Below are 25,180 nucleotides of genomic sequence, written 5' to 3'. Positions count from 1 at the left end.
GCAGATCGGCAGATTCTTGCAATAAGGTGAGAATCGGCCAAGCAAAGGGGCACAATGACCCCGAACCGCTGTTCAGCCGGATTGCTGGACACAAGAAAGCCCCCGCACTGCATAGGGCAGGCGGGACAAAGGAAAATACGAATGTTTGATATCAAAAAAGTCGAAATGGAATGGGGCGGACAGACCCTCACTCTCGAAACGGGCCGGATTGCCCGCCAGGCTGACGGCGCGGTTCTCGCGACCCTCGGCGAAACGGTTGTACTGTGCGCAGTTACCGCCGCCAAATCGGTACGCGAAGGGCAGGATTTCTTCCCGCTGACCGTTCACTATCAGGAAAAATTCTCTGCCGCCGGTCGTATCCCGGGCGGTTTCTTCAAGCGCGAAGGCCGTGCGACGGAAAAAGAAACGCTGACATCGCGTTTGATCGACCGTCCTTGCCGTCCGCTGTTCCCGGAAGGTTTCTACAACGAAATCAACGTAATCTGTCAGGTCATGAGCTATGATGGCGTCAACGAACCCGACATCCTCGCCATGGTTGCAGCTTCTGCTGCGCTGACCATCTCTGGCGTTCCTTTCATGGGACCGATCGGTGCGGCTCGCGTTGGTTATAAAGAAGGCGAATATCAGCTGAACCCGTCGATGGAAGAAATTGCCACAGGCGAACTCGATCTGGTTGTCGCTGCTACCCAGGGCGCAGTGATGATGGTTGAATCGGAAGCCCAAGAGCTTTCCGAAGAAGTCATGCTCGGCGCTGTCGCATTTGCCCATGAAGCATCCAAGCAGGTTGCTGGCCTGATCATCGATCTGGCTGAACAGGCTGCGAAAGAGCCTTGGCAGCTTGATGCCGGTGACGACAATAGCGCTATCAAGGACGAACTGCGCAAGCTGGTCGGAAAAGATATTGCTGCGGCTTACAAGAAAACCGACAAATCAGAACGTTCCGACGCGCTGAACAAGGTTCGCGACAAAGCCAAAGAAAAATATGCCGATGCAGACGGCCAGACCCAGATGACCGCCGGCAAGATGGTCAAGAAGCTGGAAGCTGAAATCGTTCGCGGTGCCATCATCAAGGACGGCACCCGCATCGACGGTCGTAAGCTCGATCAGGTTCGCCCGATCGAAGCCATGGTTGGCCTGTTGCCGCGGACCCACGGTTCGGCTCTGTTCACCCGCGGTGAAACGCAGGCGATCGTGACCACGACCCTGGGCACCAAGGACGCGGAGCAGATGATCGACGGTCTCGACGGTCTGAGCTACACCAACTTCATGCTGCACTATAACTTCCCGCCTTATTCGGTTGGTGAAGTTGGCCGTTTCGGATTTACCAGCCGCCGCGAAACCGGCCATGGCAAGCTCGCTTTCCGCGCGCTCCGTCCGGTATTGCCGACAGTGGAAGAATTCCCGTACACGATCCGTGTTCTCTCGGACATTACCGAGTCCAACGGTTCGTCCTCGATGGCGACCGTTTGTGGCGGTTCGCTTGCGATGATGGATGCGGGTGTACCTCTGGCGCGTCCGGTTTCCGGTATTGCGATGGGTCTGATCCTCGAAGGCGAAGAATTTGCGGTTCTTTCCGACATTCTCGGCGACGAAGATCATCTCGGCGACATGGACTTCAAGGTTGCGGGTACCGAAAAGGGTATCACTTCGTTGCAGATGGACATCAAGGTAGCCGGCATTACGCAGGAAATCATGAAGTCTGCTCTGGAACAGGCCAGTGGCGGTCGTGCTCATATCCTCGGTGAAATGAGCAAGGCGCTCAGCGGCACCCGGACTGAAATGTCCGAACATGCTCCGCGCATCGAAACCTTGCAGATCAACAAAGAGAAGATCCGTGAAGTTATCGGTACCGGCGGCAAGGTGATCCGCGAAATCGTTGCAGAAACCGGCGCGAAGGTAGACATCGACGATGAAGGCCTGATCAAGGTTTCCTCTTCCGACAAATCCCAGATCGATGCGGCAATCGCATGGATCAAGGGCATTGTTGAAGAAGCCGAAGTCGGCAAAGTCTATGACGGCAAGGTTGTGAACCTCGTCGACTTTGGCGCATTCGTGAACTTCATGGGCGGCAAGGACGGTCTCGTCCACGTTTCCGAAATCAAGAACGAGCGTGTCGAGAAGGTCTCTGACGAACTGAGCGAAGGCCAGGAAGTCAAGGTCAAGGTTCTCGAAATCGACCAGCGCGGCAAGGTCCGTCTGTCGATGCGGGTTGTTGATCAGGAAACCGGCGAAGAGCTCGAAGATACGCGTCCTGCACGCGAACCACGCGGTGACAAGCCTCGTGGACCACGCCGTGACGGTGCTGGTGGCGGCGGTCGCGGACGCGACGGCGGTGGCCGTGGCCGTGACGGCGGCGGACGTGGCCGGAACAATGATGGTCCGAAGGATGACGGCGGCGATATTCCATTGCCTGCTTCGATCACCGAAGACTAGATTTTCGCAAAATGAAACAGCAAGGGGCCCGGAGCGATCCGGGCCCTTTTCTTTTCCGGGAATATTTCCGGCTGCACCGTCCGATTAATCTCTGGTAAAGCTGAAACAGAACAGGGAGTATTGATCTCCTCCAGCGGTTTTTTTGCTTTGTTCTTGGCTGGATGAAAACAAGCGGTTAAGAGGTCTGCCATATGAAAAAACACATTCTCAAATGGGCCGTATTGGGTCTCTCCGCTTCGCTACTTTCCGGCTGTGCTTTGCTAGGGGGAGGCGGTGGCGGTAGTGGTACCGACACGAAATACGTCGCTCGGGATGTCGATACGCTCTACAATGCGGCAAAAGACCGCCTTGACCGTGGCCAGTACAAGATTGCGGCGGCGCTGTTTGACGAAGTCGAGCGCCAGCATCCCTATTCGCCATGGGCCCGTCGGGCGCAGCAGATGAGCGCGTTCAGCTATTATCTTGCCGCGGACTATAACAAGGCGATAGAATCATCGCGCCGTTTCCTGTCGATTCATCCGGGGAACAAGGACGCCGCTTATGCCTATTATCTGATCTCGCTCTGCTATTACGAGCAGATCAGCGATGTCACTCGCGACCAGAAAATCACCGAGCAGGCGCTGGCGTCTCTCGGCGAGGTTTCCCGTCGCTATCCCAATACGCGCTATGCCGCCGACGCCCAGTTGAAAATGGATCTGGTCAATGACCATCTGGCCGGTAAGGAAATGGAAATCGGCCGCTTTTACCAGCGTCGCGGCAAATGGCTCGCAGCAACCATCCGGTTCCGCACGGTGATCGAGAAATATCAGACGACCACCCATACGCCGGAAGCGCTCATGCGGCTGACCGAATCCTATCTCGCGCTGGGTGTTCCGACAGAAGCGAAGAAGACCGCCGCTGTGCTGGGTGCCAACTATCCGGGTACCAAATGGTATGAGCGCGCTTATGATCTCGTGAACAAGCACGTGGCCAGTTAGGAATACAGGTGCTGCAATGCGTTGCAGCTAGAGTAAACGTGTTTTAAGAGGGTATTGTGCTGCAGTCCCTTTCCATCCGCGATATTGTACTGATCGAAGCGCTTGATCTCGAATTCGGGTCGGGCCTGACGGTGCTGACCGGCGAGACCGGCGCGGGCAAGTCTATCCTGCTCGACAGTCTGGGGCTGGCGCTCGGCAATAGGGCGGATAGCGGTCTGGTCCGGCAGGGCACCGAAAAGGCACAGGTTACCGCCAGTTTTGCATCACCCGCCAAGGGCAGCAAGCTGGCCGCTACGCTCGCCGAAAATGATATTGAAATCGAACCTGGCGAGCCGCTGATCATCAAGCGATCGGTCAAGGCCGATGGTGGCAGCCGCGCCTTCATCAACGACCAGCCCTGTTCGGCGACGCTGCTGCGCACGGTGGGCGGGCAGCTTATTGAAATCCATGGCCAGCATGATGATCGCGGCCTGATCAATCCCAAGGGACATAGAGCGTTGCTCGATGCTTTCGCCGGTGTCGAAGGCAATGTGGTTCGCGATGCCTATGAGGCCTGGCAGTCGGCGAAAACGGCGCTGGAGCAGGCGAAACAGGATCAGGAAGCTGCGGAACAGGACCGCGAATATCTCGAGCATAGCGTTGCGGAACTCTCCAAATTTGCGCCGCAACCAGGCGAGGAAGAGGAACTGGCGCTGGACCGGGCGACGATGATGAAGGGCGAGAAGCTGACCGGCGATCTCGAAGCGATTCGCGCGGCTTTTGACGGTTCCAACGGCGGGTTGGCCTCGCTGAGGGCGGCGGCGCGGCGGCTCGACATGATCTCCGAAGGTCATCCCTTGCTCGGCGAGGCGCTGGAGTCGCTCGACCGCTCGATTGTCGACGCCAGCGAAGCCGAGGACAAGCTCAACGAAGCGGCGGCTGCGTTGAGCTTCGACCCGCAGCGACTCGACGATATGGAGACCCGGCTGTTCGATCTGAGGGGCCTGGCGCGGAAGCATCGGGTGGAGCCGGACAAGCTTTCGGACCTGCTCAGCGAACTGCAGAACAAGCTGGCCGCGATCAGCGATGGCGGCAGGACATTGGAAGATTTGGAAGCATCTTTGACCGGGGCGAAACAATCCTACATTGCGGCTGCGGAGAATCTGCGGGCGCAGCGGAGCAAGGCAGCGAAAGCGCTCGACAAAGCGGTGGCCGGAGAATTGGCGCCGCTGAAACTGGATGCGGCGAGATTTGAGACTTTGCTTGAACTATTGCCCGAAGAGCATTGGAATAAAGGCGGAATGGACCGGGTCGAGTTTCTGATCTCGACCAACCCCGGCGCGCCACTGGCACCTCTGGGCAAAATTGCGTCGGGCGGCGAACTTTCCCGGTTTATTCTCGCCCTGAAAGTTGCATTGGCCGAAGAATATGGCCTGAAAACCATTATTTTTGACGAAGTCGACCGCGGCGTCGGCGGCGCGGTGGCGTCGGCGATCGGCGACCGCCTGTCGCGGCTATCGAGAGGCGCCCAGCTGCTGGTTGTAACCCACAGCCCGCAGGTCGCCTCCAAGGGCGACGCCCATATGCTGATCAACAAGTCGCTTAGCGGCACCGTATCGCGCACCGATGTCAGCGCGCTGGACGACAAAGGCCGGCGGCAGGAGATTGCGCGGATGCTTTCGGGTGCGGATGTGACCGATGAGGCGAGAGCGCAGGCGGATCGGTTGCTGGAGGGGGTTTGAGTGCTGCCACATATTGTACCAAAACAGGACAGCCTCCTTTGGTCAGATTTGCAATTTGCTCAACAAGGGTTCAATAGAATGCATGAACGCGGGTCTGCATAAACGTAGAGTTATAAACATGTATAAACATTTAATATCGTTATCATTTTTCGCGACTTCTTTGGTGGCTATGCCGTCAACTGCCGCAGTTCTTATCGATTCTAGCGTTTCAGGAAGCACATTTTCGATAGACTATGAAGGCAAAGTCGCCGGCTCGATGACGTCACTGATCAGCGCATCGCAAGAATTTACATTTGTTGGGGCCACCAATGGCAACACAACATATAATTTCAGCTATTCGCTGGCCAATGATTCAACCAATGCATCGCGCCTCCGGTCTTTTGGCTTTGATGTGACATCGACAGATACGATTTCCTCTTTTTCGGCGACCGGAGCCTATCCGTTTTCAGCCGCCAATAATAATTTTCCCGAAGGCCTTGGAGTACGCGAGATATGTTTCCGCGCAACAGGCGGCAATAATTGTACCGGTGGGCCCAATGGCCTCACACAAAACCAGACCGGTATAGGTACGTTTTCGATCAATTTTGCGGATGCAACCAATACGATTGAGCTGGATAATTTTGTTACCCGCTTTCAATCAATTGCGCCGGGTATCAATGGGTCCGACAGCGGTGTCGGGATAGGTACGATGAACGCTGTGCCGGAACCGGCCACCTGGATGATGCTGATATTCGGTTTTGGCTTGATTGGTGGAGCCTTGCGCACAGCACCGGTGGCATCACGGAAGCGCTTCGCTCTCTCCTGAATAAAACTTGATTTTAGCGGCTTTTGTTCGTGTTTCTATGCGGCTAAAGCCTTGTGATGAACGAAGCCGAAGCAGCCAACGAACTGATGCGCCTGGCGCGCACGATCGCGAAGCATAACAAGCTTTATCACGCCGAAGACACGCCGGAAATTTCCGATGCGGAATATGACGCGCTGGTGCGGCGGAACAACGAGTTGGAGGAGGCCTTCCCGCATCTGGTGCGGGAGAATAGTCCGAACAGGCTGGTTGGCGCGGCGGTGGCGGCTTCGCCATTGTCGAAGGTTACCCACGCCCAGCGGATGATGAGCCTCGACAACGGTTTTTCCGACGAGGATATCGCCGAATGGCTGGCGCGGGTGCGGCGGTTCCTCAATCTGGACGAGGGCGCGCCGGTGGCGGTGACCGCCGAGGACAAGATTGACGGGCTGTCCTGTTCGCTGCGTTACGAGAAGGGCGAGCTGGTGCTGGCTGCGACGCGCGGGGACGGGCAGGTTGGCGAGGATGTGACCGCTAATGTGCGGATGATTTCGGATATTCCGCAATCTCTCCGTTCGTCTCGAGCGCAGCCGAGCGACGGTGAGGCGGGAACAGGTGTCTCGACTTCGCTCGACACGAACGGCGATTCCAACACCATCCCCGACCTGTTCGAAATCCGTGGCGAGGTCTATATGGCCAAGGCCGATTTTGCCGGGATCAACGAGCGGCTGATGGACGAGGGCAGGGCCGATGCGGAGGCCAAGGGTGTCGACTTCGATCCCGAGAAAATCCGCCAGTTCGCCAATCCGCGCAACGCTGCTGCCGGTTCGCTGCGGCAGAAAGATGCGAATGTCACCGCCAAGCGGCCGCTGAAATTCTGGGCGCATGGCTGGGGCGTGCATAGCGACGTGCCGGGCGAGGCGGCATTTGACGTCATGAAGGCGATCGAGAGTTGGGGCGTGCCGGTGTCGCCGCTGGTTCAGCGGTTTGAGACGCTCGAGCAGATGCTCGCCCATTATCGCCATATCGAGGCGGAACGGGCGGACTTGCCTTATGATATCGATGGTGTGGTCTACAAGGTCGACCGGCTCGACTGGCAGCAACGGCTCGGTTTCGTCGCCAAAGCGCCGCGTTGGGCATTAGCGCATAAATTTCCAGCGGAACAGGCGCAGACGACGCTGGAGAGTATCGATATCCAGGTTGGACGGACCGGCAAGCTGACGCCGGTAGGGCGCCTGAAACCCGTCACAGTAGGTGGCGTTGTGGTTTCCAACGTGACGCTGCACAACCGCGACGAGGTTGAACGGCTTGGGGTGCGGCCGGGCGACCGGGTGGTGATCCAGCGGGCAGGGGACGTGATCCCGCAGGTGGTCGAAAATCTGACCCGCGACGAACAACGCCAGCCTTATCATTTCCCCGAACATTGCCCCGAATGCGACAGCGAAGCGGTCGCCGAGGAAGGCGAGGTCGATGTGCGCTGCACCGGCGGTCTGATCTGCCCGGCGCAGCGGTTCCAGCGTCTGGCTCATTTTGTCTCGCGGGTTGCCCTCGACATCGACGGGCTGGGCGAGAAAAGCATCGCCGAATTTATCGAGACGGGCTGGCTGGAAAGTCCCGCGGATATATTCCGGCTGCACGAGCATCGCGCCGATATATTGGCGCGCGAAGGCTGGCAGGACAAGTCTGTGGATAATCTGTTGGCGGCTGTGGAAAAGAAACGGCAACCGGATGCGGCACGGCTGCTGTTCGGGCTGGGCATAAGGCATATCGGCACAGTAACGGCAAAGGATTTGCTGAAGAATTTCAGAACACTGCCGCGGTTGCGGGAAATTGCCGAGATTGCGCAAGAATCGGAAAAATACCGTTCGTCTCGAGCGCAGTCGAGAGACGGGGAGGGCGCGGATACCGGTGTCTCGACTTCGCTCGACACGAACGGAGAGGCTTCGCCTCATACGACCGGAACCGAAGCGGGTAATGCGGCCTGGGCGGAAATCACCTCGATCGACGGCGTCGGCCCGACCGTGGCGCAGGCGCTGGCGGATTTCTTCCACGAACCGCATAATGTCGCGGTCTGGGAAGACCTGCTGAAACAGGTTACCCCGCCCGACTATATCGTCGAAACCCGCGACAGTGCGGTGGCCGGAAAAACGGTGGTCTTCACCGGCAAGCTGGAAACCATGAGCCGCGACGAAGCCAAGGCGCAAGCCGAGGCGCTGGGCGCCAAGGCTTCCGGTTCGGTGAGCGCGAAAACTGATCTGGTGGTTGCCGGACCGGGCGCGGGTTCGAAAGCGAAAAAGGCGGCTGAACTGGGGATTGAAGTGATCGACGAGGCCGCCTGGGCGGAGATTGTCGCTGCGGCGGGGTGACGGATCTGCCTCGATCAGAGCTAGCTGGTTTGTACATCTTGTCCCGAAGTCCTTGTTGGGCGGTTGAGACCCCCCTTCTCCCTCACGGGAGAAGGGAGCATTCAGTCAAGGCCGTTCGTCCTGAGCTTGTCGAAGGACAGCGTTCCCCCGAGAGGTGCACTTCGACAAGCTCAGTGCGAACGGTTTTTCTCGACGGATGACGAGCTAACTATCGTCATTGCGAGCGCAGCGAGCCGACGCCGACCGGAGATCAACCAATCCAGTGCGTCGCTTGCCGCTCTGGATTGCCGCGTCGCTTCGCTCCTCGTAATGACGGGATCATGCCTTGGCCGCAGCTTCAACCGCCGCCAGTTCCTTCACCCCGTTGCCCTTGTTGCGGCTGTTTCCGAGGAACCGGAATATTTTCTATCCGACGGCCGTTGGATTGTCGTGGAATATCTTTCGCATCAGCGGTTCAAAACTTTCCAGCGAATCGACTTCGAAGTCGGGATCAAATGCCGGTGCATCCCATTCGTCGACGAGTTTGACCGCGAGATCATACCATGGTTCATCGACCCATTTTTTCCTGAGATCGGTGGGTGCGCCCATATAATGGTAATAATGTTCGCCCTGAAAAGCCTGGTGGTTGCGGATCACGTGATAGCTGTCATCGCTGATGTAAGGCCGCATCATCTCTGCGGCAATCGGACCGTGATTGGGAACATTGACCGCTTTTGCAATGTCATGACAAAGAGCGATAACGATTTCCTCGACACTGGCGCCCGCCCTGCGTGCAAGCGTTCCTGTCATCAGGGAATGCTGGAGCTGATCACAGGCAAATCCGAGCGTATGCTGCTCGAGTGATTTCAACATGCCGATAAAACGATCAGCGGTATTCTTGAATTCCTCTTTGTGGGCGGCGCCGATAACCTTCCATTCTTCGAGCGTGCCATCCTGCATTCTGGTAAAAGTCGCCTGAGAGGTCATATCGGTATTTCCTTCTATCTTTGATGGCACGTATCGAACCTTATAATTTATCGGCACGACAAGTCCATAGGCCAGCGTCGACAGAGGTCTCCCAAGCCGCTTAAACCTCTGCTGCCGCCTCGATCGCCGCCAATTCATTTACGCCATGGCCGCCTTCCTTATTCTCCGGAAAGATCGGCCAGGCCAGTTGCTGGCCCAGAGTGGCGGGTGCGAGGTTTTCGACGCCATATGTTTCCGGGTAGCGGCGCGTGATTTTGGCTGTGCCGAACAGGACGTCCCAGAAGAACAGCAGGTTTCCGAAATTACCCTTGTAATGGGTCACGCCGTCGCTCTTGTGGCGGCCGTGATGCGCGTGGTGGGTGGCGGGGGTCGATATTGTGCGCTCGACCAGCCACATAACCGGCGACAGCCATTTGATCCTGTAGAGCGGCTCGTCCCAGGCGACATCGCTGTGCGCGCCGACAATCACCGCCATCTTGACGATGATATAGCCGACATAGACCCAGCCGAGGCCGAGATAGATCAAGGCGCCGGAAAACCAGATGCTCGGCATGGTCAGATAATAGAAGATATTATTCCGGTAGACGAGGCGGACGCTCATATATTTCGCATTATGATGCGAGCGGTGCAGATTGTAGAGGAAGGGTACGCTGTGCGACAGCCGGTGCCAGAAATATTGCATCATGTCGTCAAACACCAGAAACAGGGCAATGGCGGCGATCAGCGGAATGCTGGCCAGCGCGCCTTGCCATTGCGGCGCGACATTGCCGAGGATGAACTGGGCAGCGAGAATGATGCCGGGCTGGGTGATGGCCAGCAGCACGAACGAGCCGATTATCTCGACCATTGCATCGTCGCGGGTCTGTTCGGGTTTGCTGAACAGACGGGTACGGAAAAATTCCAGAAGTCCGAAGATGATGAAAATTCCGGTAATCGCCAGAAGTTCGGGTCGCATGATGTCTCTCCCAGAGGATTGCTTGCGGATTTTTATTAGCCGATGTAGTTGTCCACAAATGCAAACTAGTTATCATTCTTGTGATTTTTCATGAACGCGCCGGCTCCAATGGCCGGGACGGGCTTTGTGAAAGCATTACCCGAGAGGATAAGGCGCGATTTGCTGGCGCGCGGGCAGCTGCGGGGCTTCGCCAAGGGGCAGATCATCCAGCAGCGCGGTGATGTGGCGAAGGAATTCTGGTATATCGAAAGCGGATCGGTGCAGGTCGGGCGCTATGGCATAGACGGGCGGTTGACATTGTTCGCGCTGATTGGTGCCGGCGATACCTTTGGTGAACTGGCCTTCATGGGCGAGTTTCCGCGCACGGTAGATGCGATTGCCGGCAGCGACAGCCGCCTGATCCGGATCGGTCAAAGCGAGCTGCAGAGTTTGATGGACTCCGATCCGGCGGTCATCGGTCTGCTGCTCAAGACAATGGCGCTGACGGTGCAGGAGGTGTTCGACCTGATCGAATCCAGCCGCAGCCTGTCGGTGCCGCAAAGGCTGGCGGTGGCATTGCTACAGCTTTGCGGTGATCAGCAAGATGGCGCGGAAATTTTCGTCACCCAGCAGGAACTCGCCGATCTGGTAGGGGTGTCGCGGATATCACTGGGCAAGGCGCTGACCAAATTGCACGCGGCGGCCATGGTTGAGCCGGGCTATGGGGCGGTGACGATCAGGGACCGGACCGGCTTGCGGGATATGGTATCGGCTTAGTCGATGGTGCTCAGGCGAAAGAGGTGGTTCGACAGGCTCACCACGAACGGCATATTTGGAATAACTCGTCCGTCTTCGCAATAACCCTTTCGTCCTGAGCTTGTCGAAGGACCTCTGTCCGCCGAAATCTGCCTTCAGGCAGGCTTGCCACTAACCCCTCATTCTGTACTTTCCGGAAACCAGCGCATTACGCCGCCCTGGAACGGGGTCCAGCGCCCGGTGCGGATACCGGCCTGTTGCAGGACGTCGCTGGTCCAGTTGTTGCAGGTGTAGAAGGCGCTATAATGGCCGTTGGCCTCGTAAAACAGGTCATCCTGGCCATAGCCGGGCGTCGGCAGGGAGCGATACTGATCGTCGAGGACGAAGCGTGCTTCTATCTCCTTGACGATTATCCGATATTCCGCTTCGCTGACTTTCAGGCGGCGGCGGTAATAGGGATAAGCCTGTGGATATTTCAGGTGGTAGACGTGGATAAGTACGTCGTCGCTGCCCCAGATTGCGCTCAGGGCATCGGCGGGCCGGAGCCCGGTCCATTGCGGAGCGTTGCGATAGACGCCTTCATGGCCCCATCCGACCAGGATATGGCTGCCATAAAGCGACGGGTCCGCCAGATGCTCTGGCCGGATCAGGGGCGTCCAGTCGTGGACATCGCTCCATATCGGCATGATGATCCCGCTGTGCAGGCCGTTGGTTTCGATGAACAGCTCGATACCGTCACCGGGGCTTTGCCAGTTCTGGTTGGCGGGTAACAAACTGCCGCCCAGCGCCGCGAGCAGATAGGCGGAAATGATCGCACCCGCTGCAACCACAATGCGTTTCAACCATTTATGCGCTGTAGTTGCCATGGAAACCTTTTTTGCTGTAAGATGACGCATGCCAAGCACACCCGAAACCGAAACCCATGTCTATGACAAGCCGCCGGCGCACGCAAATGCCGACTGGACGATTGACCAGGACTGGCAGGCCTATTCCGCAGAAGATCATGAGACCTGGGACATATTGTTCGCGCGCCAGCAGAAAATGCTGCCGGGGCGGGCGGCGCAGGCGTTTCTCGACGGCATCGACATATTGAAACTGTCGCAGCCGGGTATTCCCGATTTTGACGAGCTCAACCGGATATTGATGGATGCCACCGGCTGGCAGGTTGTCGCTGCACCCGGTCTGGTGCCGGATGATGTGTTTTTCGACCATCTTGCCAACCGGCGCTTTGTCTCGGGCAATTTCATTCGGCGGCGGGACCAGCTGGATTATCTGCAGGAACCGGACATTTTCCACGATGTCTTCGGCCATGTGCCGATGCTCGCGGACCAGAGGTTCGGGGATTATATGGCTGCTTATGGCCGTGGCGGGTTACGGGCGCTGAAATATGGCACGCTGAAACAGCTGGCGCGGCTTTACTGGTATACCGTGGAATTCGGCCTGATTCAGGAAGCCGAGGGCCTGCGCATTTACGGCGCGGGCATTGTGTCCAGCTATGGCGAGAGCGTCTTTGCGCTCGACGATCCCAGCCCCAACCGGATATTGTTTGATCTCGAGCGGGTCTTGCGCACCGAGTACCGGATCGACGATTATCAGCAGAATTATTTCGTTATCCCCAGTCTCGACGAGCTGCTGCGGGTGACCGTGGAGACGGATTTCAAACCGGTTTACGACAAGATTGCAGGGCTGCCCGACATCAAGATTGCCGAGATTGTGGCGGGTGACGAGGTGCTGACCGAGGGTACGCAGGCATATGCGCTTTCGAAGGCAGGGGAAGCTGTGGTCGTTTGAGAGTTTGTGTACCTGCGTAGGCAGGTACCCATCTCTTGAAATGGCGTTTTGACGGACTGGTCCTAGATGGACCGCAACGAGAGTCACACGCCTCGCTTTGCCGTTCGCAGGGGAGCAAGTCTATGCAGATAAGGCACTTTTTTGGAACAAAAATCCAAAATAGTGTAGGGATTGTTGCAACTGTCATCGGAATACTAAGGCGATTGCCATGAAACTAACTACGGATGAATTGAAAAGAGTAAAAAGTATAATTGAAATTGATGAAAAAAACAAGATAGTAATAATTGATGAATACAAAGTTCATGAAAATGGTCCCAAGAAAAACTATAATGTGTACAAAATCAATGAATATTTTGAAATATTGTGGCAAATTGCGCCATCAATTCCACCTAGATTTGAATATGAAACTTTCAGTTTCTTTGGAGAAGCAACCGATGGTGAATTGACAGTACAGACTTTTGGTGGTGACGAATTCCTATTGAATATAGATACTGGAGAGGCACGTTTTCTTGAATGGCATAAGTAAATATTAGCTATGGTGGGGTTCCGTGATTAACGGTAACACACCCACTATTTCTCGCTTTCTCGATTACGGTGACGTTGCTAAATTGATGTAGCCATCCTTTTATCATGTACGGATTCGTAATGCAGCGCTCCAAGATAGGAGGATGACCATGAGTATATTTGCAGGTAATTCCGGTGACAGGTGCAACAATCCCCATATCCCGCCCATCGCAATCAGGCCATCAGCCGAAATTGCTGGAGATTGACCCGGGCCTTCGCCATGGAAGGGCTAAATTTCCCCGAAATAATCGGGTGCCAGTGGTGATTTTCTCTGATGCGCTTTGCGGCGCCAGCCGTATTTTCTTGATTTGACCAGAGTGAGGCTTGGCCATTCATTGTCCAGCTGGCTGTGTCGAAGGCGAAATCCTTCGCGGACATAGGCGCGAACGACTTCGGCTTTCTGGCGGCTCAGCAAACCGGCGAGCAGGAGCACGGTTCCGGTGGTTGATGCGGCGGCGATTTGCGGGGCGAGGGACACGAGCGGACCGGCCAGGATATTGGCTATGATCAGATCATAGGGCGCGCGTTGTTTCAGCGCCGGATGGTCGAGGCCGTTGCTCTGGACCAGCCGGATCTGGCTGCGGCGGTTGCCCAGCGGAATTGCATTCTCTCCGGCATTCTCTCCGGTGACGGTGACCGCAATCGGGTCGATATCGCTGGCTATGATTTTGGCGTCTGGCCAGAGATGATGGGCAGCAAAGGCGAGCAGGCCGGTGCCGGTGCCGACATCGGCGATATTGCGATACCGGTGGCCGGCGCGCTTGAGGCGGTCGAGGCTGTGCAGACAGCCCATCGTGGTTTCGTGATGGCCGGTGCCAAAAGCCTGTCCGGCGTCGATGCAGAGATTTGTCAGTTTCGGGTCGGCGGACGGCTGGTCGCTCGACGTATGAACGTGAAAACGGCCAGCGCGCAGAGGTTCGAGACCCTGCTGGCTGAGCGTTACCCAGTCCTCGTCATCGAGCATTTCTACAATCGGCTCGAAAGCGGCTGCTTCGGCAGAGGGCGACAGTTGCAGAAGATTGTCGATCAGCGCCACATCCGGCTCGATCTGGCAATAGACGTCGATCACCCATGCATCGGGGTTTCTGGAATCGATTTCGCTGGCGACAATCGTCGGGGTGGAATCGCTGCCCGCAATGAACAGCTGGTCTTCCGCCAGCCTATCCGCTTCGGCCCGGGTGCAGGGGAGCGATACTTTCCAGGTCGTGGTCAACGCGGCAACCGATCAGCCATTGCCATTATCCTGTTCCAGCTTGTCGCTGGCTTCCATCCATTTTGCTTCGGCCTGATCCAGCTTGTCCTGCGTTTCCGCGCGCAGCTTCATCAGGTCGGTCATCGACAGGTCGGCATGTTTGGGATCGGCGGACGCCGGATCGAACATCGCGCGGTCAATGAGGGAAACTTCCTCGCCGAGGACCTTCATCTGCTTTTCCGAGGCGGTAACGGTCTTGCGCAATTCCCCTTGCTGCTTGCGCCGCTCTGCGGCTGCGCGGCGTTCTTCCTTGCGGTTGCCGCCGCTGCCTTTGCCGCCGGATGATCCCGGCTGGTTCTTGCCGAGAACAAAATCGGTATAATCCTTGAGCGTCCCGGAAAATTCCTCTGCCTTGCCGCTGTCGACCATCACCAGACGGTCGGCTGTTAGCTCGAGCATATGGCGATCATGGCTGACCAGGATCACAGCGCCGCTATATTCGTTGAGCGCGTGGACCAATGCTTCGCGGGCGTCGACGTCGAGATGGTTCGTCGGCTCATCGAGGATCAGCAGATGCGGCGCATCGCGGGTGATCATCGCCAGTGCGAGGCGCGCACGTTCGCCGCCGGAGAGCTTGCCGACCAATATCGTCGCCTTGTCGCCGGAAAATCCGAACCGCCCGAGCTGGGCGCGTACCGCACCCGGCTTGGCATCCTTCATCAGCCGCGTCATATGTTCGAGCGGCGTGTCGGATGTGTCCAGTTCCTCGACCTGATATTGGGTGAAATAGCCGACGGTCAGCTTGCCCGATTTGTTGATCGCGCCCTTTTTCGGTTCGAGCTGGCTGGCGAGGAGGCGGGCTAGTGTGGTCTTGCCGTTGCCGTTCCGTCCGAGCAATGCGGTCCGGTCATCGGGATCGAGCCGCATATTGAGGCCGGAGAGGATGATATTGTCGCCATAACCGACCGACGCGTCATCGAGCGTGATCAGCGGGGGTTTCAGTTCCGCCGGGCTGGGGAAATGGAAGGTCAGCGACGGGTCGTCAATCGCTTCAGCAATCGGTTCCATGCGGGCGAGCGCCTTGACCCGGCTCTGCGCCTGTTTCGCGCTATGCGCCTTGGCGCCCCAGCGGGAAACGTAGGATTGCAGCTTCTCGCGCTGGGCAATCTGCTTTTCACGCGAGGACGCGAGCTGCGCCTGCCGTTCGGCCCGCTGTTTCTCGAACGCGTCATAGCCGCCCGGATAGAGGGTGGTCTTGCCGTGCTGGAGGTGCAGGATATGGTCGACGACATTGTTGAGCAGGTCGCGTTCGTGGCTGATAACGAGGATCGTCGCCTGATAGCTGGTCAGGAAATTCTCCAGCCACAGAGTCGCTTCGAGGTCGAGGTGGTTCGAGGGCTCGTCGAGCAGCAACAGTTCGGGTTGCGAGAACAGCAGAGCCGCCAGCGCGACACGCATCCGCCAGCCGCCGGAGAAACTGTCCATCGGCTGTTGCTGGGCGGCTTCGTCAAAGCCAAGTCCGATCAGGATCTTCGCCGCGCGTGCCGGAGCGCTATGCGCTTCGATCATGTTCAGACGTTCGTGAATTTCGCCGATCCGGTGCGGGTCTGCGGCTGTTTCGGCCTCCTCGAGCAGCGAAGCGCGTTCTGTGTCCGCTGCCAGTACGGTGTCTAGCGGACTATCCTGTCCGGCAGGCGCTTCCTGGGCAATATAGCCCATCCGTGCGTCCTTTGGCATATCGACACTGCCGTCGTCGGGCTCGAGAAACCCTGCAATGACCTTCATCAGGGTCGACTTGCCCGCGCCATTGCGGCCGATCATGCCGACGCGCGCGCCGGGGGGCAGTGCAGCGGTCGCACCATCAAGGATCACAGTGCCGCCGAGGCGCACGGTTATGTTACTGAAATTAAGCATGGGCAGCCGTTAGCGGAGCAAGTGCATTAGTGCAAAAGATAGCGTAAAAAACTTCACGTGCAAATGCAGGCTGATAGGCTCATATTATCCGTTCTATTGATTTTGCTGGAGTTTTGCTTTGTTTTCAGGTCGCATCGCCACGTTATTTTCCGCCACTGCCATGATGATTTGTGCCCCCGCCTTTGCCGAGGCTGCGGATCAACCGACGGAGATAAGCGCCGAGGAGATCACCCGGACGGTCAAAACCATGACATTGGACCAGTTTGAAGGCCGTGCACCGGGTACAGCAGGCGAAGACCGGACAATCGGTTATCTGATCGGGCGATTCGAGGCTCTGGGCCTGGAACCCGGCGGTGTCGACGGCACATGGACGCAGCCGGTGCCATTGTTGCACACGGCTCTCGGTACGCCCGACAGGCTTTCGTTTTCCAGCAAGGGCAAAAGCACGGCCTTAAATGCCGGCAAGGATATTTATGTGTCGACGCTGCAGCCCAGGGACCGGGCGGTGGTCGAGGATGCGGAAATGGTCTTTGTCGGCTATGGCGTGACCGCGTCCGAACGGGGATGGGACGATTATAAGGACGTGGACCTGAAGGGAAAGGTCGCGGTCTTTCTGGTCAATGATCCTGATTTTGCCGCGGCTTCCGATGATGCCGTCGCCGGCAAATTCGGTGGTCGTGCGATGACCTATTACGGCCGATGGACCTATAAATTTGAAGAAGCATCGCGGCGCGGCGCTGTCGCGGCCCTGATCATCCATGAAACCGAAGCCGCCGGCTATGGCTGGAGTGTCGTCGAAAGCCCGCAGGGCGAGAATTACGGCATCGCCAAACCGGACGGAGAAATGACCAGTCTGGCCTTGCAGGGCTGGATAAGCGGTGAGGCCGCCCAGAAATTATTTGATGGCGCGGGACTGGATCTTGCAAAATTGCGGGTTGCGGCGAGAAGGAGCGATTTCAAACCGGTGGCTATCGGCACCAAATTCGCGGCCTCCTACCCGGTGAAACAGGAAGTAGTGAAGAGCCAGAATGTGTTCGGCAAGATAACCGGCAAAACCCGGCCCGACGAAACCATCATCTTTGGCGCGCATTGGGATGCCTATGGAGAGGGACCGCCCGACGAGGACGGCAAAATCTATCGTGCGGGCGCCAATGATGACGCGCTCGGTATCGCCGGGATCATGGAGATAGCGCGCAAGTTCAAATCCATGCCGCAGCCTGACCGGACGATCGTTATTGCCGCATGGAGCGCGGAAGAGCGCGGCCTGCTCGGCTCCGAAGTCTATGCGCAGGCTCCGATATATCCGGTGGAAACAACAGTAGCCAATCTGGCGATCGATGTTCTGCAAACCGCTGGCAAGGCAAAGGACGTCATCTTGGTCGGCAAGGGGCAGGGGACGCTCGAAGACGATCTGGCAAAATTTGCCAAATTGCAGGGTCGTGTGGTGACCGAAGAAAACCTGCCCGAACGCGGGCTGTTTTTCCGGGCCGATCATTTCTCTCTCGCCAAACGCGGCGTGCCGGTTCTCTTGATGATGAGCCTTGCTGGCGCATCCGATCTGGTGGTTGGCGGCAGGGCCGCAGGGCAGAAGTGGATCGATGACTATACCGGCAAATGCTATCATGCGGCCTGCGATGCCTGGTCGCCGGACTGGGACCTGACGGGCGCGGTGCAGGATATTGATGTGATGTTCGATATCGGCAATAGCCTTGCCTACTCGAAGGACTGGCCGGAATGGAAGGCCGGTTCCGAATTCAAGGAACGGCGCGATGCGAGCGCCGAAGCGCGTCAATAGGCGGGGATCTTGCGACGTTCCGAGGCGGCTTATGGGACATTACGTATAGGCTATTGCTGTCACTAACCTAACGAACGGCACATGAGCTTTGCCGGAACCGATATGCGCGACGGGATATTATATTGGCAATGCTGACGGATTTTTCTGGTGAGTGGCTGATCTACCGCGACCTTGCGATCGCATTGGCGGCGGGCCTGCTGATCGGTGTCGAGCGCGGATGGACGATGCGCGACGAGCACAAGGGCGCCCGGGTCGCCGGAATTCGTACCTTCGGTCTGATCGCCGGTGTCGGCGGTCTGGTCGCGCTGATTGCGCAAAGTCTCAACCTGATAATGGCAGCGATTCTGCTTGCCGGGTTCGTGATCATGCTGGGCTTCAGTCACGCCAAGATGATCCACGAACCGGACGGGCGCAGCATCACCAATTTTGTGGTCTCGCTTCTGACGCTCTGTCTCGGGCTGCTGGCTGGGAGCGGTTATCCGGCGCTGGCCATGGCCGGAGCGGCGATTACGACAGGACTGCTGTCGATGCGGTCGGAACTCCACGGATTTCTGGGCAAGCTCGGGTCGACCGATATCAATGTCATGATCCGCTTTGCCCTGATCGCGCTTGCGGTTCTGCCGTTTCTGCCGGATCGCGATTTCGGGCCTTATGACGCGTTCAACCTGCAGCAATTATGGTTTGTCGTCATATTGGTCACCGGCCTTTCCTTTGCCGGCTATGTCGCCAACCGGCTATTCGGCGAGTCCCACGGGACGGTTGTGACAGCGGTTATCGGCGGCGCCTATAGTTCCACCGCGGTCACCGCATCGCTGGCCCAGAGATTGCGCGGCGAAGATAGCAACAGGCGCACTTTGTCGGCGGGTATCGCTCTGGCCTCGGCGGTGATGTACGTCCGGGTGTTGCTGCTGACCTTCATACTCGCGCGTTTTGCCTTTGTGCCGCTGGCGATGATCCTGACACCGGCCGCGCTGGTGGCCGCTGTCATCGGATTGCTGCAGCTGCGCCGTAGCGGGGCTGCCAAAACCGACAAGAGCGTCGAAACGCGCAACCCCGTGCGCTTGCTGCCAGCTTTTTTCTTTGCGCTGACGGTCGCGGCAATGTCGCTGGCTGCGCGCTGGGCGGAGGCTGAATTCGGCACCAGCGGGATTGCCTATCTGGTCCTGATCATGGGATCTTTTGATGTCGATGCCGCAATCATAACGCTGGGGGCGCTGCCGCCGGAGACGATATTATCCAATCTTGCCGGCTTCGTGCTGGCGATGACGGTATTGGCCAATATGCTGTTCAAGACCGGGGTGGCCGGTTTTACCGCTGGCTGGAAGAACGGACGCTCGGCGGTAGCCGCTCTGGCCGCGAGCAGCATGGTTCTGGCTGTCGCTGGTATGGTAAGTTTTGTGGCGTTTGATATTCGCTTCTGAAGTCTAGGCTCTAGCTAGCTGTTCGCCGCCAGCCAGATCGTATGTTTCGCGCCTTTGCCGTTGCTCCGCGCCGGGACCGTATTCACATCGACGGTAAAGCCTGATTTTTTCAGTCGTGACGTAAAGCGCGTATCGCCTTCGCTCGACCAGATTGCCAAAATGCCGTTGGAGCGGAGCGCCTTCTTGGCCGTCGCCAGTCCCGCCATGCTGTAGAGCCGGTCATTGGCTTCGTGGGTCAGGCCATCGGGACCATTGTCGACATCGAGCAATATGGCATCATATTCGCGGTCTGCCCTGCTGATGACATCGCAGACGTCACCGGTTGTGATGGTGACGCGGCTGTCGTCGAGACATTTCTGCGACAGATCAGCCATCGGCCCGCGCGCCCATTTGACGATGGCGGGGATCAGTTCAACCACTTCAACATGCGCTTGCGGTGGCAAAACCGACAGAGCGGCACGCAAGGTAAAGCCCATCCCGTAGCCGCCGATCAATATCCGCGGGTTTTTCACCCCGAGGCGTTTGCAGGTAAGGGTTGCCAGCGCTTCCTCCGATCCGCTGAGCCGGCTGTTCATCAGCTCGATCCGCCCGAGCATGATCGAATATTCGTCGGCGCCCTTGAGTTCGCGCCGGAACAGGCGGAGTTCGTCGCCGCCCGGGATGGGAGCTGTGTCGAGAAGTTCGCGGGCAATCATCGGACGAAACTCGCGCCATTGGCGTCGAGTACGGCGCCGGTCATGCTCGGCGGCGCATCAAGCGCGCACCATCTCGCCATTTCGGCAATTTCTTCCGGCTGGGCGACCCGGCCCAGCGGGATGTCGGCGAGCAATTTGTCGCCGCCTCGGCTTTCCAGATAATCTTCGGCCATACCGGTCATGGTGAAACCGGGGCAGATCGCGAAGGCCAGTATCTCGTTCTTGGCATAAGCTCTGGCGATGGTCTTGGTCATCGCCACCATGCCGGCTTTTGAGGCAGCATAATGCCAGTGGTCGGGGCTGTCGCCGCGATAGGCGGCGCGGCTGGCAATATTGATGATCCGGCCCGGCTCGTCGCGCTGCTGGAAATGCAGGACGGCATGGCGGCACAGCTCTGCGGAAGCGGTCAGGTTGATCGTCATCGTCCGGTTCCAGCTTTCCAGCCAGTCGTCACTTGCGACCGGATTGGGCTCGAACAGGCCGGCATTGTTGATCAGCACGTCGATGCGATCATCGAGCCGGTCCAGCGCCTCTTCCCAAAGCCGATCAGCGGCGCCATCCCGAGAGAAATCGGCCGCCAGCAAGCCATTTGCGCCCGTCGTGCTCTGGCCAACGGCCGTGACATTGTCCCGATCCAGCGATTCGACGATGGCCTTGCCAATGCCGCGGCTGGCGCCCGTTACCAATATATGTGTTTTTGCTTTGCTCATGCCGGATGGACTAGAACGACAAGGCGCGCGCGTCCATGGATGATGCAAATTTCGTGATTTCGATTGGCGTCGCATGAACGGGCACTAATAAAATGTCTAAATCAGGCGCATCCGGTTTGCATGAGACGTGCTTTTCGCTAAGGGAATGGTTCGATTTCAAAGACTCCGGTATGACCCGGAGAGATTGTTCAGGGGAATATAATGTCCGGCGTATCAGGTTCATCAACGAACAGACCGCTTTCACCGCATTTGCAGGTGTATAAATGGGGGCCGCATATGCTGGTGTCCATTCTCCATCGGGTCACCGGCGACGGCATGGCGCTGGTTGGCGTTCCGCTGCTGGTCTGGTGGCTTTACGCGATTTCCGCCGGGCCGGAGAGCTATGACTATTTCCTCAGCTGGTTCAACTGGGGCTATATTGGCTATATCGTTCTGGTCGGCATGAGCTTTGCCTTTTTCGAGCATATGTATTCGGGCCTGCGGCACTTCGTGCTGGACGCTGGCGCCGGTTATGAATTGCAGACAAACAGAATGTGGTCGATCGCCGTGCCTCTGGCCGCGATTGTCACCACCGGCGCGATGTGGCTCTACATCGTTTCCAAGAATATTCTTTAGATTAGGAATCGGAACATGGGTTCAGGAACCAATATCGGTCGGGTACGCGGCCTCGGATCGGCGCAGGAAGGCGCGCATCACTGGATAGTGCAACGGGTCACCGCGGTCAGCAATTTGCTGCTGGTCCTGTGGCTGGTATTCTCGCTGATCCGGCTGCCGAATTATGAACATGGCCTGATGATCGAATGGCTGTCCTCGCCATTGGTGGCGGTGCCGATGATGTTGATGCTGGTCAGCATCTTCTGGCATATCCGGATCGGCTTGCAGGTCCTGATCGAGGATTATGTCACGGATCATGGCGCCAAATTCGGCCTGATCCTCCTCCTCAACTTTTTCGCCATCGGCGGCGCGGCTCTGGGAATATTCTCGGTTGCGAAAATAGCCTTTACCGGAGTGGTAGCATGAAGACCGAACAATCCACCCAGCCTACCTACAAGATCATTGATCACACCTATGACACCGTTGTTGTCGGTGCCGGAGGCTCCGGCCTGCGCGCGACCATGGGCGCGGCAGAATCCGGTCTAAAAACAGCCTGTATTACAAAGGTCTTCCCGACCCGCTCGCATACTGTTGCAGCGCAGGGCGGCATCGCCGCATCTCTGGGCAACAACACGCCCGACCACTGGACCTGGCATATGTATGACACGGTCAAGGGATCGGACTGGCTCGGCGACCAGGACGCGATCGAATATCTGGTGCGCGAAGCACCGCAGGCGGTTTACGAGCTGGAACATGCCGGTGTGCCTTTCTCGCGCAACGAAGACGGCACCATCTACCAGCGCCCGTTTGGCGGCCATATGCAGAATATGGGCGAGGGGCCTCCGGTCCAGCGTACCTGTGCAGCTGCCGACCGTACCGGCCACGCGATGCTCCACGCGCTCTATCAGCAGAGCCTGAAATATGACGCGGATTTCTTCATCGAATATTTCGCCATCGACCTGATCATGGAAGACGGCGAATGCCGGGGCGTGATCGCCCTATGCCTCGAAGACGGTTCGATCCACCGGTTCCGCAGTCATGCCGTGGTGCTGGCAACCGGCGGTTCCGGCCGCTGCTATTTCAGCGCGACCTCCGCCCATACCTGCACCGGTGACGGCGGCGGCATGGTGCTGCGCGCGGGTCTGCCCCTGCAGGACATGGAATTTGTCCAGTTTCACCCGACCGGGATTTACGGCGCGGGCGTCTTGATTACCGAAGGCGCACGTGGCGAGGGCGGTTATCTGACCAACAGCGAAGGCGAGCGTTTCATGGAACGCTATGCGCCAAGCGCCAAGGACCTAGCCAGCCGTGATGTTGTCTCGCGCTGCATGGCTACCGAAATTCGCGAAGGCCGCGGCGTCGGACCGGAGAAGGATCATATCTATCTCCACCTCGACCATATTGCACCTGAAGTGCTGGCCGAACGGCTGCCTGGTATTACCGAGACCGGCAAGATCTTCGCCAATGTCGATCTGACCCGCGAAGCTTTGCCGGTGGTGCCGACGGTCCATTATAATATGGGCGGCATACCCTGTAACTATCATGGCGAAGTGATCAATCCGACCAAGGACGATCCGGACGCGATCGTCCCGGGCCTCTATTCCGTCGGTGAAGCTGCGTGCGTGTCGGTGCACGGAGCGAACCGTCTGGGTTCCAACTCGCTGATCGATCTCGTGGTCTTTGGCCGCGCGACCGGTCTGCGGCTGAAGGAAAAGCTGGTGCCGAACGCGTCGCACAGACCTTTGCCGGACGGTTCCGCCGATCTGGCGCTGCAGCGTCTCGACCATTTCCGCAATGCCAAGGGTTCGATCCCGACCGCCGACCTGCGCGTCGAAATGCAGAAAACCATGCAGAAGCATGCCGCTGTGTTCCGCGACAACAAGTTGCTCAGCGAGGGCGTTGAGGCGATGGACAAGGTCAATGCGAAACTGGCCGATGTCGGCGTGACCGACCGCTCGCTGATCTGGAACACCGACCTGATCGAAACGCTGGAGCTCGACAATCTGATGAGCCAGGCGATGGTCACGATCAAGGCTGCCGCCAACCGCAAGGAAAGCCGCGGCGCGCATATGCACGAAGATTATGAAGACCGGAATGACAAGGAATGGATGAAGCACACCGTCACCACCTTTGAAGGTTGGGGCGGCACTGGCGGAAAGGTCGATATCAGCTATCGCCCGGTCCATGATTATACGCTGACCGACGAAGCGGAATATGTGAAGCCGAAGAAGCGGGTTTATTGATTTTGGCTGGAGTGTGGACAACTACCGTTGTTAACTGTCTCCCCAGCGCAGGCTGGGGCCCAAACCGGACTTGAATGGGGGGAAGAGTGTTTCCTCACCGCACCATTGGATTGGATGCCAGCCTTCGCTGGCATGACGGAGTGATCCTGCGATATTCTGCTGCAGTCGCCCCAGCGCAGGCTGGGGCCTAACCCGGACCTGAATGGGGGAAGAGTGTTTCCTCAGCGCAGCATTGGTATGGATGCCAGCCTACGCTGGCACGACCGAGTGTGTCCGCGACATCAACTATTGATCACATCCCATAAATCATCCCAATTGGGATTAGCCTTGATAATCAGGTCGGTTTTCCATCTCCGCTTCCACGCCTTCATCGCTTTCTCGCGCGCTATAGCTTCACAGGGAGAATCATATTCTTCGACATAGACGAGACGACCCAATCCATGTTCGCGACAAAAATCCGAACCCGTTCCATTCTTGTGCTGGCATATTCGCGCCGGCAAATCGGATGTTACTCCAATGTAAAGCGTGCCAAACGGCTTGTTAATCATGATATAAACATAGGCGCGTCTCATAAGGCATGGCTAAATCACTATTAGCTTGAGTACCAGCCAACACCGGCACGACAGGCTGAAACTGTTAAATATTCTTCGCAAAGCCTTCCAACCACTTCCCGCCACCGGCCAATCCCGATAGAAGCACCCGATGCTCGCCCCGATGCTCCCCTCCTTCCTGCTCGTCGTTCTGCTGGTCGAACTGACGCCCGGTCCGAACATGGGCTGGCTGGCCTTGCTCAGTGCCAGCGAGGGCAGGCGAGCGGGTTTTGCGGCGACCGCCGGTATCGGTCTGGGACTGGCGATTGTTGCGGCGGCATCCGCGTTGGGGCTGGCGCAACTGGCGCATGAATCGCCGCTGATTTTCAATCTGCTTCGCTATGCCGGGTCGGCATTTCTGCTCTGGCTGGCGTGGGAGGCATGGGTTTGCGAGCGGGAGGTATCGCCCTCGGCCATCCACAAGAATGGTACGGCGGCAAAGCATTTCCGGCGCGGACTTCTGATCAATCTGCTCAATCCGAAGGCGGCTTTATTCTTCATCGCGGTGCTGCCGGTCCATATTGTCGCAAACGGGTCGGTTGCGATGCAAACGGCGCAGCTGTCGATCGCCTATGTCGCGGTGGCGACGACCATCCATATCATCATCGTCATGCTAGCCGGCCGCGCCCATGGCTGGCTCAGCACCGGTCCTTATGCGCGACTGGTCAGACGCGGTTTTGCTGTGATGCTGGCCGCTATCGCAATATGGTTTTTTGTGGATACATTCCGTTAGGGGC

General features: G+C 57.7%; 23 protein-coding genes. 14 read left to right on the top strand and 9 right to left on the bottom strand.

Going from position 1 to position 25,180, the window contains the following annotated elements:
- Positions 1-141 precede the first annotated feature (141 nt).
- Positions 142-2,433, top strand: coding sequence for a polyribonucleotide nucleotidyltransferase (gene pnp / locus AACZ86_RS07500; RefSeq protein ID WP_339690942.1), 2,292 nt, complete (start codon positions 142-144; stop codon positions 2,431-2,433).
- Here pnp and AACZ86_RS07495 read toward each other — a convergent pair.
- Positions 2,430-2,624, bottom strand: coding sequence for a hypothetical protein (locus AACZ86_RS07495; protein ID WP_339690940.1), 195 nt, complete (start codon positions 2,622-2,624; stop codon positions 2,430-2,432). The two genes, pnp and AACZ86_RS07495, sit on opposite strands and share 4 nt — an antisense overlap.
- On the opposite strand from AACZ86_RS07495, the gene AACZ86_RS07490 reads away from it, so the two are divergent.
- The 4 genes from AACZ86_RS07490 (at position 2,625) to ligA (ending at position 8,278) form a co-directional block, all read left to right on the top strand.
- The gene (locus AACZ86_RS07490) at positions 2,625-3,410 is read left to right on the top strand and encodes an outer membrane protein assembly factor BamD (protein ID WP_339690939.1); all 786 of its coding nucleotides are present in this window, start codon (positions 2,625-2,627) and stop codon (positions 3,408-3,410) included.
- A 56-nt stretch (positions 3,411-3,466) separates the two neighbouring features.
- Positions 3,467-5,131: a DNA repair protein RecN gene (recN, locus tag AACZ86_RS07485; protein WP_339690937.1), complete on the top strand. Its 1,665-nt coding sequence runs from the start codon at positions 3,467-3,469 to the stop codon at positions 5,129-5,131.
- A gap of 82 nt (positions 5,132-5,213) precedes the next feature.
- The gene (locus tag AACZ86_RS07480) at positions 5,214-5,936 is read left to right on the top strand and encodes a cistern family PEP-CTERM protein (RefSeq protein WP_339690935.1); all 723 of its coding nucleotides are present in this window, start codon (positions 5,214-5,216) and stop codon (positions 5,934-5,936) included.
- 56 nt (positions 5,937-5,992) lie between these two features.
- Positions 5,993-8,278, top strand: coding sequence for an NAD-dependent DNA ligase LigA (gene ligA, locus AACZ86_RS07475; RefSeq protein WP_339690933.1), 2,286 nt, complete (start codon positions 5,993-5,995; stop codon positions 8,276-8,278).
- 405 nt (positions 8,279-8,683) lie between these two features.
- Here ligA and AACZ86_RS07470 read toward each other — a convergent pair whose 3' ends face one another.
- Together AACZ86_RS07470 and AACZ86_RS07465 are read right to left on the bottom strand one after the other, a co-directional pair.
- The gene (locus AACZ86_RS07470) at positions 8,684-9,244 is read right to left on the bottom strand and encodes an HD domain-containing protein (protein ID WP_339690931.1); all 561 of its coding nucleotides are present in this window, start codon (positions 9,242-9,244) and stop codon (positions 8,684-8,686) included.
- Between the two features lie 100 nt (positions 9,245-9,344).
- Complete coding sequence (locus tag AACZ86_RS07465; RefSeq protein WP_339690929.1) at positions 9,345-10,199, bottom strand: sterol desaturase family protein; 855 nt, start codon at positions 10,197-10,199, stop codon at positions 9,345-9,347.
- Between the two features lie 126 nt (positions 10,200-10,325).
- Between AACZ86_RS07465 and AACZ86_RS07460 the strand changes: the two genes are divergently transcribed.
- Complete coding sequence (locus tag AACZ86_RS07460) at positions 10,326-10,955, top strand: Crp/Fnr family transcriptional regulator (protein ID WP_339690926.1); 630 nt, start codon at positions 10,326-10,328, stop codon at positions 10,953-10,955.
- A 158-nt stretch (positions 10,956-11,113) separates the two neighbouring features.
- Here AACZ86_RS07460 and AACZ86_RS07455 read toward each other — a convergent pair whose 3' ends face one another.
- Positions 11,114-11,800 carry a TIGR02117 family protein gene (locus AACZ86_RS07455; RefSeq protein ID WP_339690924.1) on the bottom strand — a complete coding sequence of 229 codons (687 nt, stop codon included), beginning with the start codon at positions 11,798-11,800 and terminating at the stop codon, positions 11,114-11,116.
- A 28-nt stretch (positions 11,801-11,828) separates the two neighbouring features.
- Here AACZ86_RS07455 and phhA point away from each other — a divergent pair, with 28 nt between their 5' ends.
- A complete protein-coding gene (phhA, locus tag AACZ86_RS07450) occupies positions 11,829-12,725 on the top strand; it encodes a phenylalanine 4-monooxygenase (RefSeq protein ID WP_339690922.1) in 897 nt (298 codons plus the stop codon).
- A gap of 208 nt (positions 12,726-12,933) precedes the next feature.
- On the top strand, positions 12,934-13,251 hold the full coding sequence (locus AACZ86_RS07445; RefSeq protein WP_339690919.1) for a hypothetical protein: 318 nt from the start codon (positions 12,934-12,936) through the stop codon (positions 13,249-13,251).
- A gap of 267 nt (positions 13,252-13,518) precedes the next feature.
- Here AACZ86_RS07445 and AACZ86_RS07440 read toward each other — a convergent pair whose 3' ends face one another.
- Together AACZ86_RS07440 and AACZ86_RS07435 are read right to left on the bottom strand one after the other, a co-directional pair.
- Positions 13,519-14,502: a 50S ribosomal protein L11 methyltransferase gene (locus AACZ86_RS07440; protein WP_339690917.1), complete on the bottom strand. Its 984-nt coding sequence runs from the start codon at positions 14,500-14,502 to the stop codon at positions 13,519-13,521.
- Between the two features lie 12 nt (positions 14,503-14,514).
- Positions 14,515-16,395 carry an ABC-F family ATP-binding cassette domain-containing protein gene (locus AACZ86_RS07435; RefSeq protein ID WP_339690916.1) on the bottom strand — a complete coding sequence of 627 codons (1,881 nt, stop codon included), beginning with the start codon at positions 16,393-16,395 and terminating at the stop codon, positions 14,515-14,517.
- A 163-nt stretch (positions 16,396-16,558) separates the two neighbouring features.
- Between AACZ86_RS07435 and AACZ86_RS07430 the strand changes: the two genes are divergently transcribed.
- Together AACZ86_RS07430 and AACZ86_RS07425 are read left to right on the top strand one after the other, a co-directional pair.
- Entirely contained in the window at positions 16,559-18,190 is a 1,632-nt protein-coding gene (locus AACZ86_RS07430; RefSeq protein ID WP_339691165.1) for a M28 family metallopeptidase, read from the top strand.
- A 128-nt stretch (positions 18,191-18,318) separates the two neighbouring features.
- Positions 18,319-19,611, top strand: coding sequence for a DUF4010 domain-containing protein (locus AACZ86_RS07425; protein ID WP_339691163.1), 1,293 nt, complete (start codon positions 18,319-18,321; stop codon positions 19,609-19,611).
- Between the two features lie 14 nt (positions 19,612-19,625).
- On the opposite strand, the gene AACZ86_RS07420 is transcribed toward AACZ86_RS07425, so the two are convergent.
- A complete protein-coding gene (locus AACZ86_RS07420; RefSeq protein ID WP_339690914.1) occupies positions 19,626-20,306 on the bottom strand; it encodes a spermidine synthase in 681 nt (226 codons plus the stop codon).
- Entirely contained in the window at positions 20,303-21,016 is a 714-nt protein-coding gene (locus AACZ86_RS07415; RefSeq protein WP_339690911.1) for an SDR family oxidoreductase, read from the bottom strand. The genes AACZ86_RS07420 and AACZ86_RS07415 overlap by 4 nt, the downstream gene beginning before the upstream one ends.
- Positions 21,017-21,217: 201 nt before the next feature.
- Here AACZ86_RS07415 and sdhC point away from each other — a divergent pair, with 201 nt between their 5' ends.
- Genes sdhC through sdhA form a run of 3 tightly spaced genes read left to right on the top strand, consistent with a single transcriptional unit; the run spans position 21,218 to position 23,853 of the window.
- Positions 21,218-21,631, top strand: coding sequence for a succinate dehydrogenase, cytochrome b556 subunit (gene sdhC, locus AACZ86_RS07410; protein ID WP_339690909.1), 414 nt, complete (start codon positions 21,218-21,220; stop codon positions 21,629-21,631).
- 15 nt (positions 21,632-21,646) lie between these two features.
- Positions 21,647-22,036, top strand: coding sequence for a succinate dehydrogenase, hydrophobic membrane anchor protein (gene sdhD / locus AACZ86_RS07405; RefSeq protein ID WP_339690906.1), 390 nt, complete (start codon positions 21,647-21,649; stop codon positions 22,034-22,036).
- Entirely contained in the window at positions 22,033-23,853 is a 1,821-nt protein-coding gene (sdhA, locus tag AACZ86_RS07400) for a succinate dehydrogenase flavoprotein subunit (protein WP_339690904.1), read from the top strand. Before sdhD ends, sdhA begins: the two co-directional genes overlap by 4 nt.
- Positions 23,854-24,134: 281 nt before the next feature.
- Here sdhA and AACZ86_RS07395 read toward each other — a convergent pair whose 3' ends face one another.
- Entirely contained in the window at positions 24,135-24,425 is a 291-nt protein-coding gene (locus tag AACZ86_RS07395) for a GIY-YIG nuclease family protein (protein ID WP_339690902.1), read from the bottom strand.
- 130 nt (positions 24,426-24,555) lie between these two features.
- Between AACZ86_RS07395 and AACZ86_RS07390 the strand changes: the two genes are divergently transcribed.
- Entirely contained in the window at positions 24,556-25,176 is a 621-nt protein-coding gene (locus AACZ86_RS07390; protein ID WP_339690900.1) for a LysE family translocator, read from the top strand.
- Positions 25,177-25,180 lie beyond the last annotated feature (4 nt).

The sequence above is a fragment of the uncultured Parasphingorhabdus sp. genome (assembly GCF_963975735.1).
GTDB lineage: Bacteria > Pseudomonadota > Alphaproteobacteria > Sphingomonadales > Sphingomonadaceae > Parasphingorhabdus.
This window is presented reverse-complemented; position numbering and strand designations above follow the sequence as displayed.

Bases quoted from the DNA above. Each gene is read 5' to 3' on its own strand.
- pnp (WP_339690942.1), top strand. From the start codon at position 142: ATGTTTGATATCAAAAAAGTCGAAATGGAATGGGGCGGACAGACCCTC.
- AACZ86_RS07495 (WP_339690940.1), bottom strand. From the start codon at position 2,624: ATGGCAGACCTCTTAACCGCTTGTTTTCATCCAGCCAAGAACAAAGCA.
- AACZ86_RS07490 (WP_339690939.1), top strand. From the start codon at position 2,625: ATGAAAAAACACATTCTCAAATGGGCCGTATTGGGTCTCTCCGCTTCG.
- AACZ86_RS07480 (WP_339690935.1), top strand. From the start codon at position 5,214: ATGAACGCGGGTCTGCATAAACGTAGAGTTATAAACATGTATAAACAT.
- ligA (WP_339690933.1), top strand. From the start codon at position 5,993: ATGAACGAAGCCGAAGCAGCCAACGAACTGATGCGCCTGGCGCGCACG.
- AACZ86_RS07470 (WP_339690931.1), bottom strand. From the start codon at position 9,244: ATGACCTCTCAGGCGACTTTTACCAGAATGCAGGATGGCACGCTCGAA.
- AACZ86_RS07465 (WP_339690929.1), bottom strand. From the start codon at position 10,199: ATGCGACCCGAACTTCTGGCGATTACCGGAATTTTCATCATCTTCGGA.
- AACZ86_RS07455 (WP_339690924.1), bottom strand. From the start codon at position 11,800: ATGGCAACTACAGCGCATAAATGGTTGAAACGCATTGTGGTTGCAGCG.
- phhA (WP_339690922.1), top strand. From the start codon at position 11,829: ATGCCAAGCACACCCGAAACCGAAACCCATGTCTATGACAAGCCGCCG.
- AACZ86_RS07445 (WP_339690919.1), top strand. From the start codon at position 12,934: ATGAAACTAACTACGGATGAATTGAAAAGAGTAAAAAGTATAATTGAA.
- AACZ86_RS07435 (WP_339690916.1), bottom strand. From the start codon at position 16,395: ATGCTTAATTTCAGTAACATAACCGTGCGCCTCGGCGGCACTGTGATC.
- AACZ86_RS07430 (WP_339691165.1), top strand. From the start codon at position 16,559: ATGATTTGTGCCCCCGCCTTTGCCGAGGCTGCGGATCAACCGACGGAG.
- AACZ86_RS07425 (WP_339691163.1), top strand. From the start codon at position 18,319: ATGCTGACGGATTTTTCTGGTGAGTGGCTGATCTACCGCGACCTTGCG.
- AACZ86_RS07420 (WP_339690914.1), bottom strand. From the start codon at position 20,306: ATGATTGCCCGCGAACTTCTCGACACAGCTCCCATCCCGGGCGGCGAC.
- AACZ86_RS07415 (WP_339690911.1), bottom strand. From the start codon at position 21,016: ATGAGCAAAGCAAAAACACATATATTGGTAACGGGCGCCAGCCGCGGC.
- sdhC (WP_339690909.1), top strand. From the start codon at position 21,218: ATGTCCGGCGTATCAGGTTCATCAACGAACAGACCGCTTTCACCGCAT.
- sdhD (WP_339690906.1), top strand. From the start codon at position 21,647: ATGGGTTCAGGAACCAATATCGGTCGGGTACGCGGCCTCGGATCGGCG.
- sdhA (WP_339690904.1), top strand. From the start codon at position 22,033: ATGAAGACCGAACAATCCACCCAGCCTACCTACAAGATCATTGATCAC.
- AACZ86_RS07395 (WP_339690902.1), bottom strand. From the start codon at position 24,425: ATGAGACGCGCCTATGTTTATATCATGATTAACAAGCCGTTTGGCACG.
- AACZ86_RS07390 (WP_339690900.1), top strand. From the start codon at position 24,556: ATGCTCGCCCCGATGCTCCCCTCCTTCCTGCTCGTCGTTCTGCTGGTC.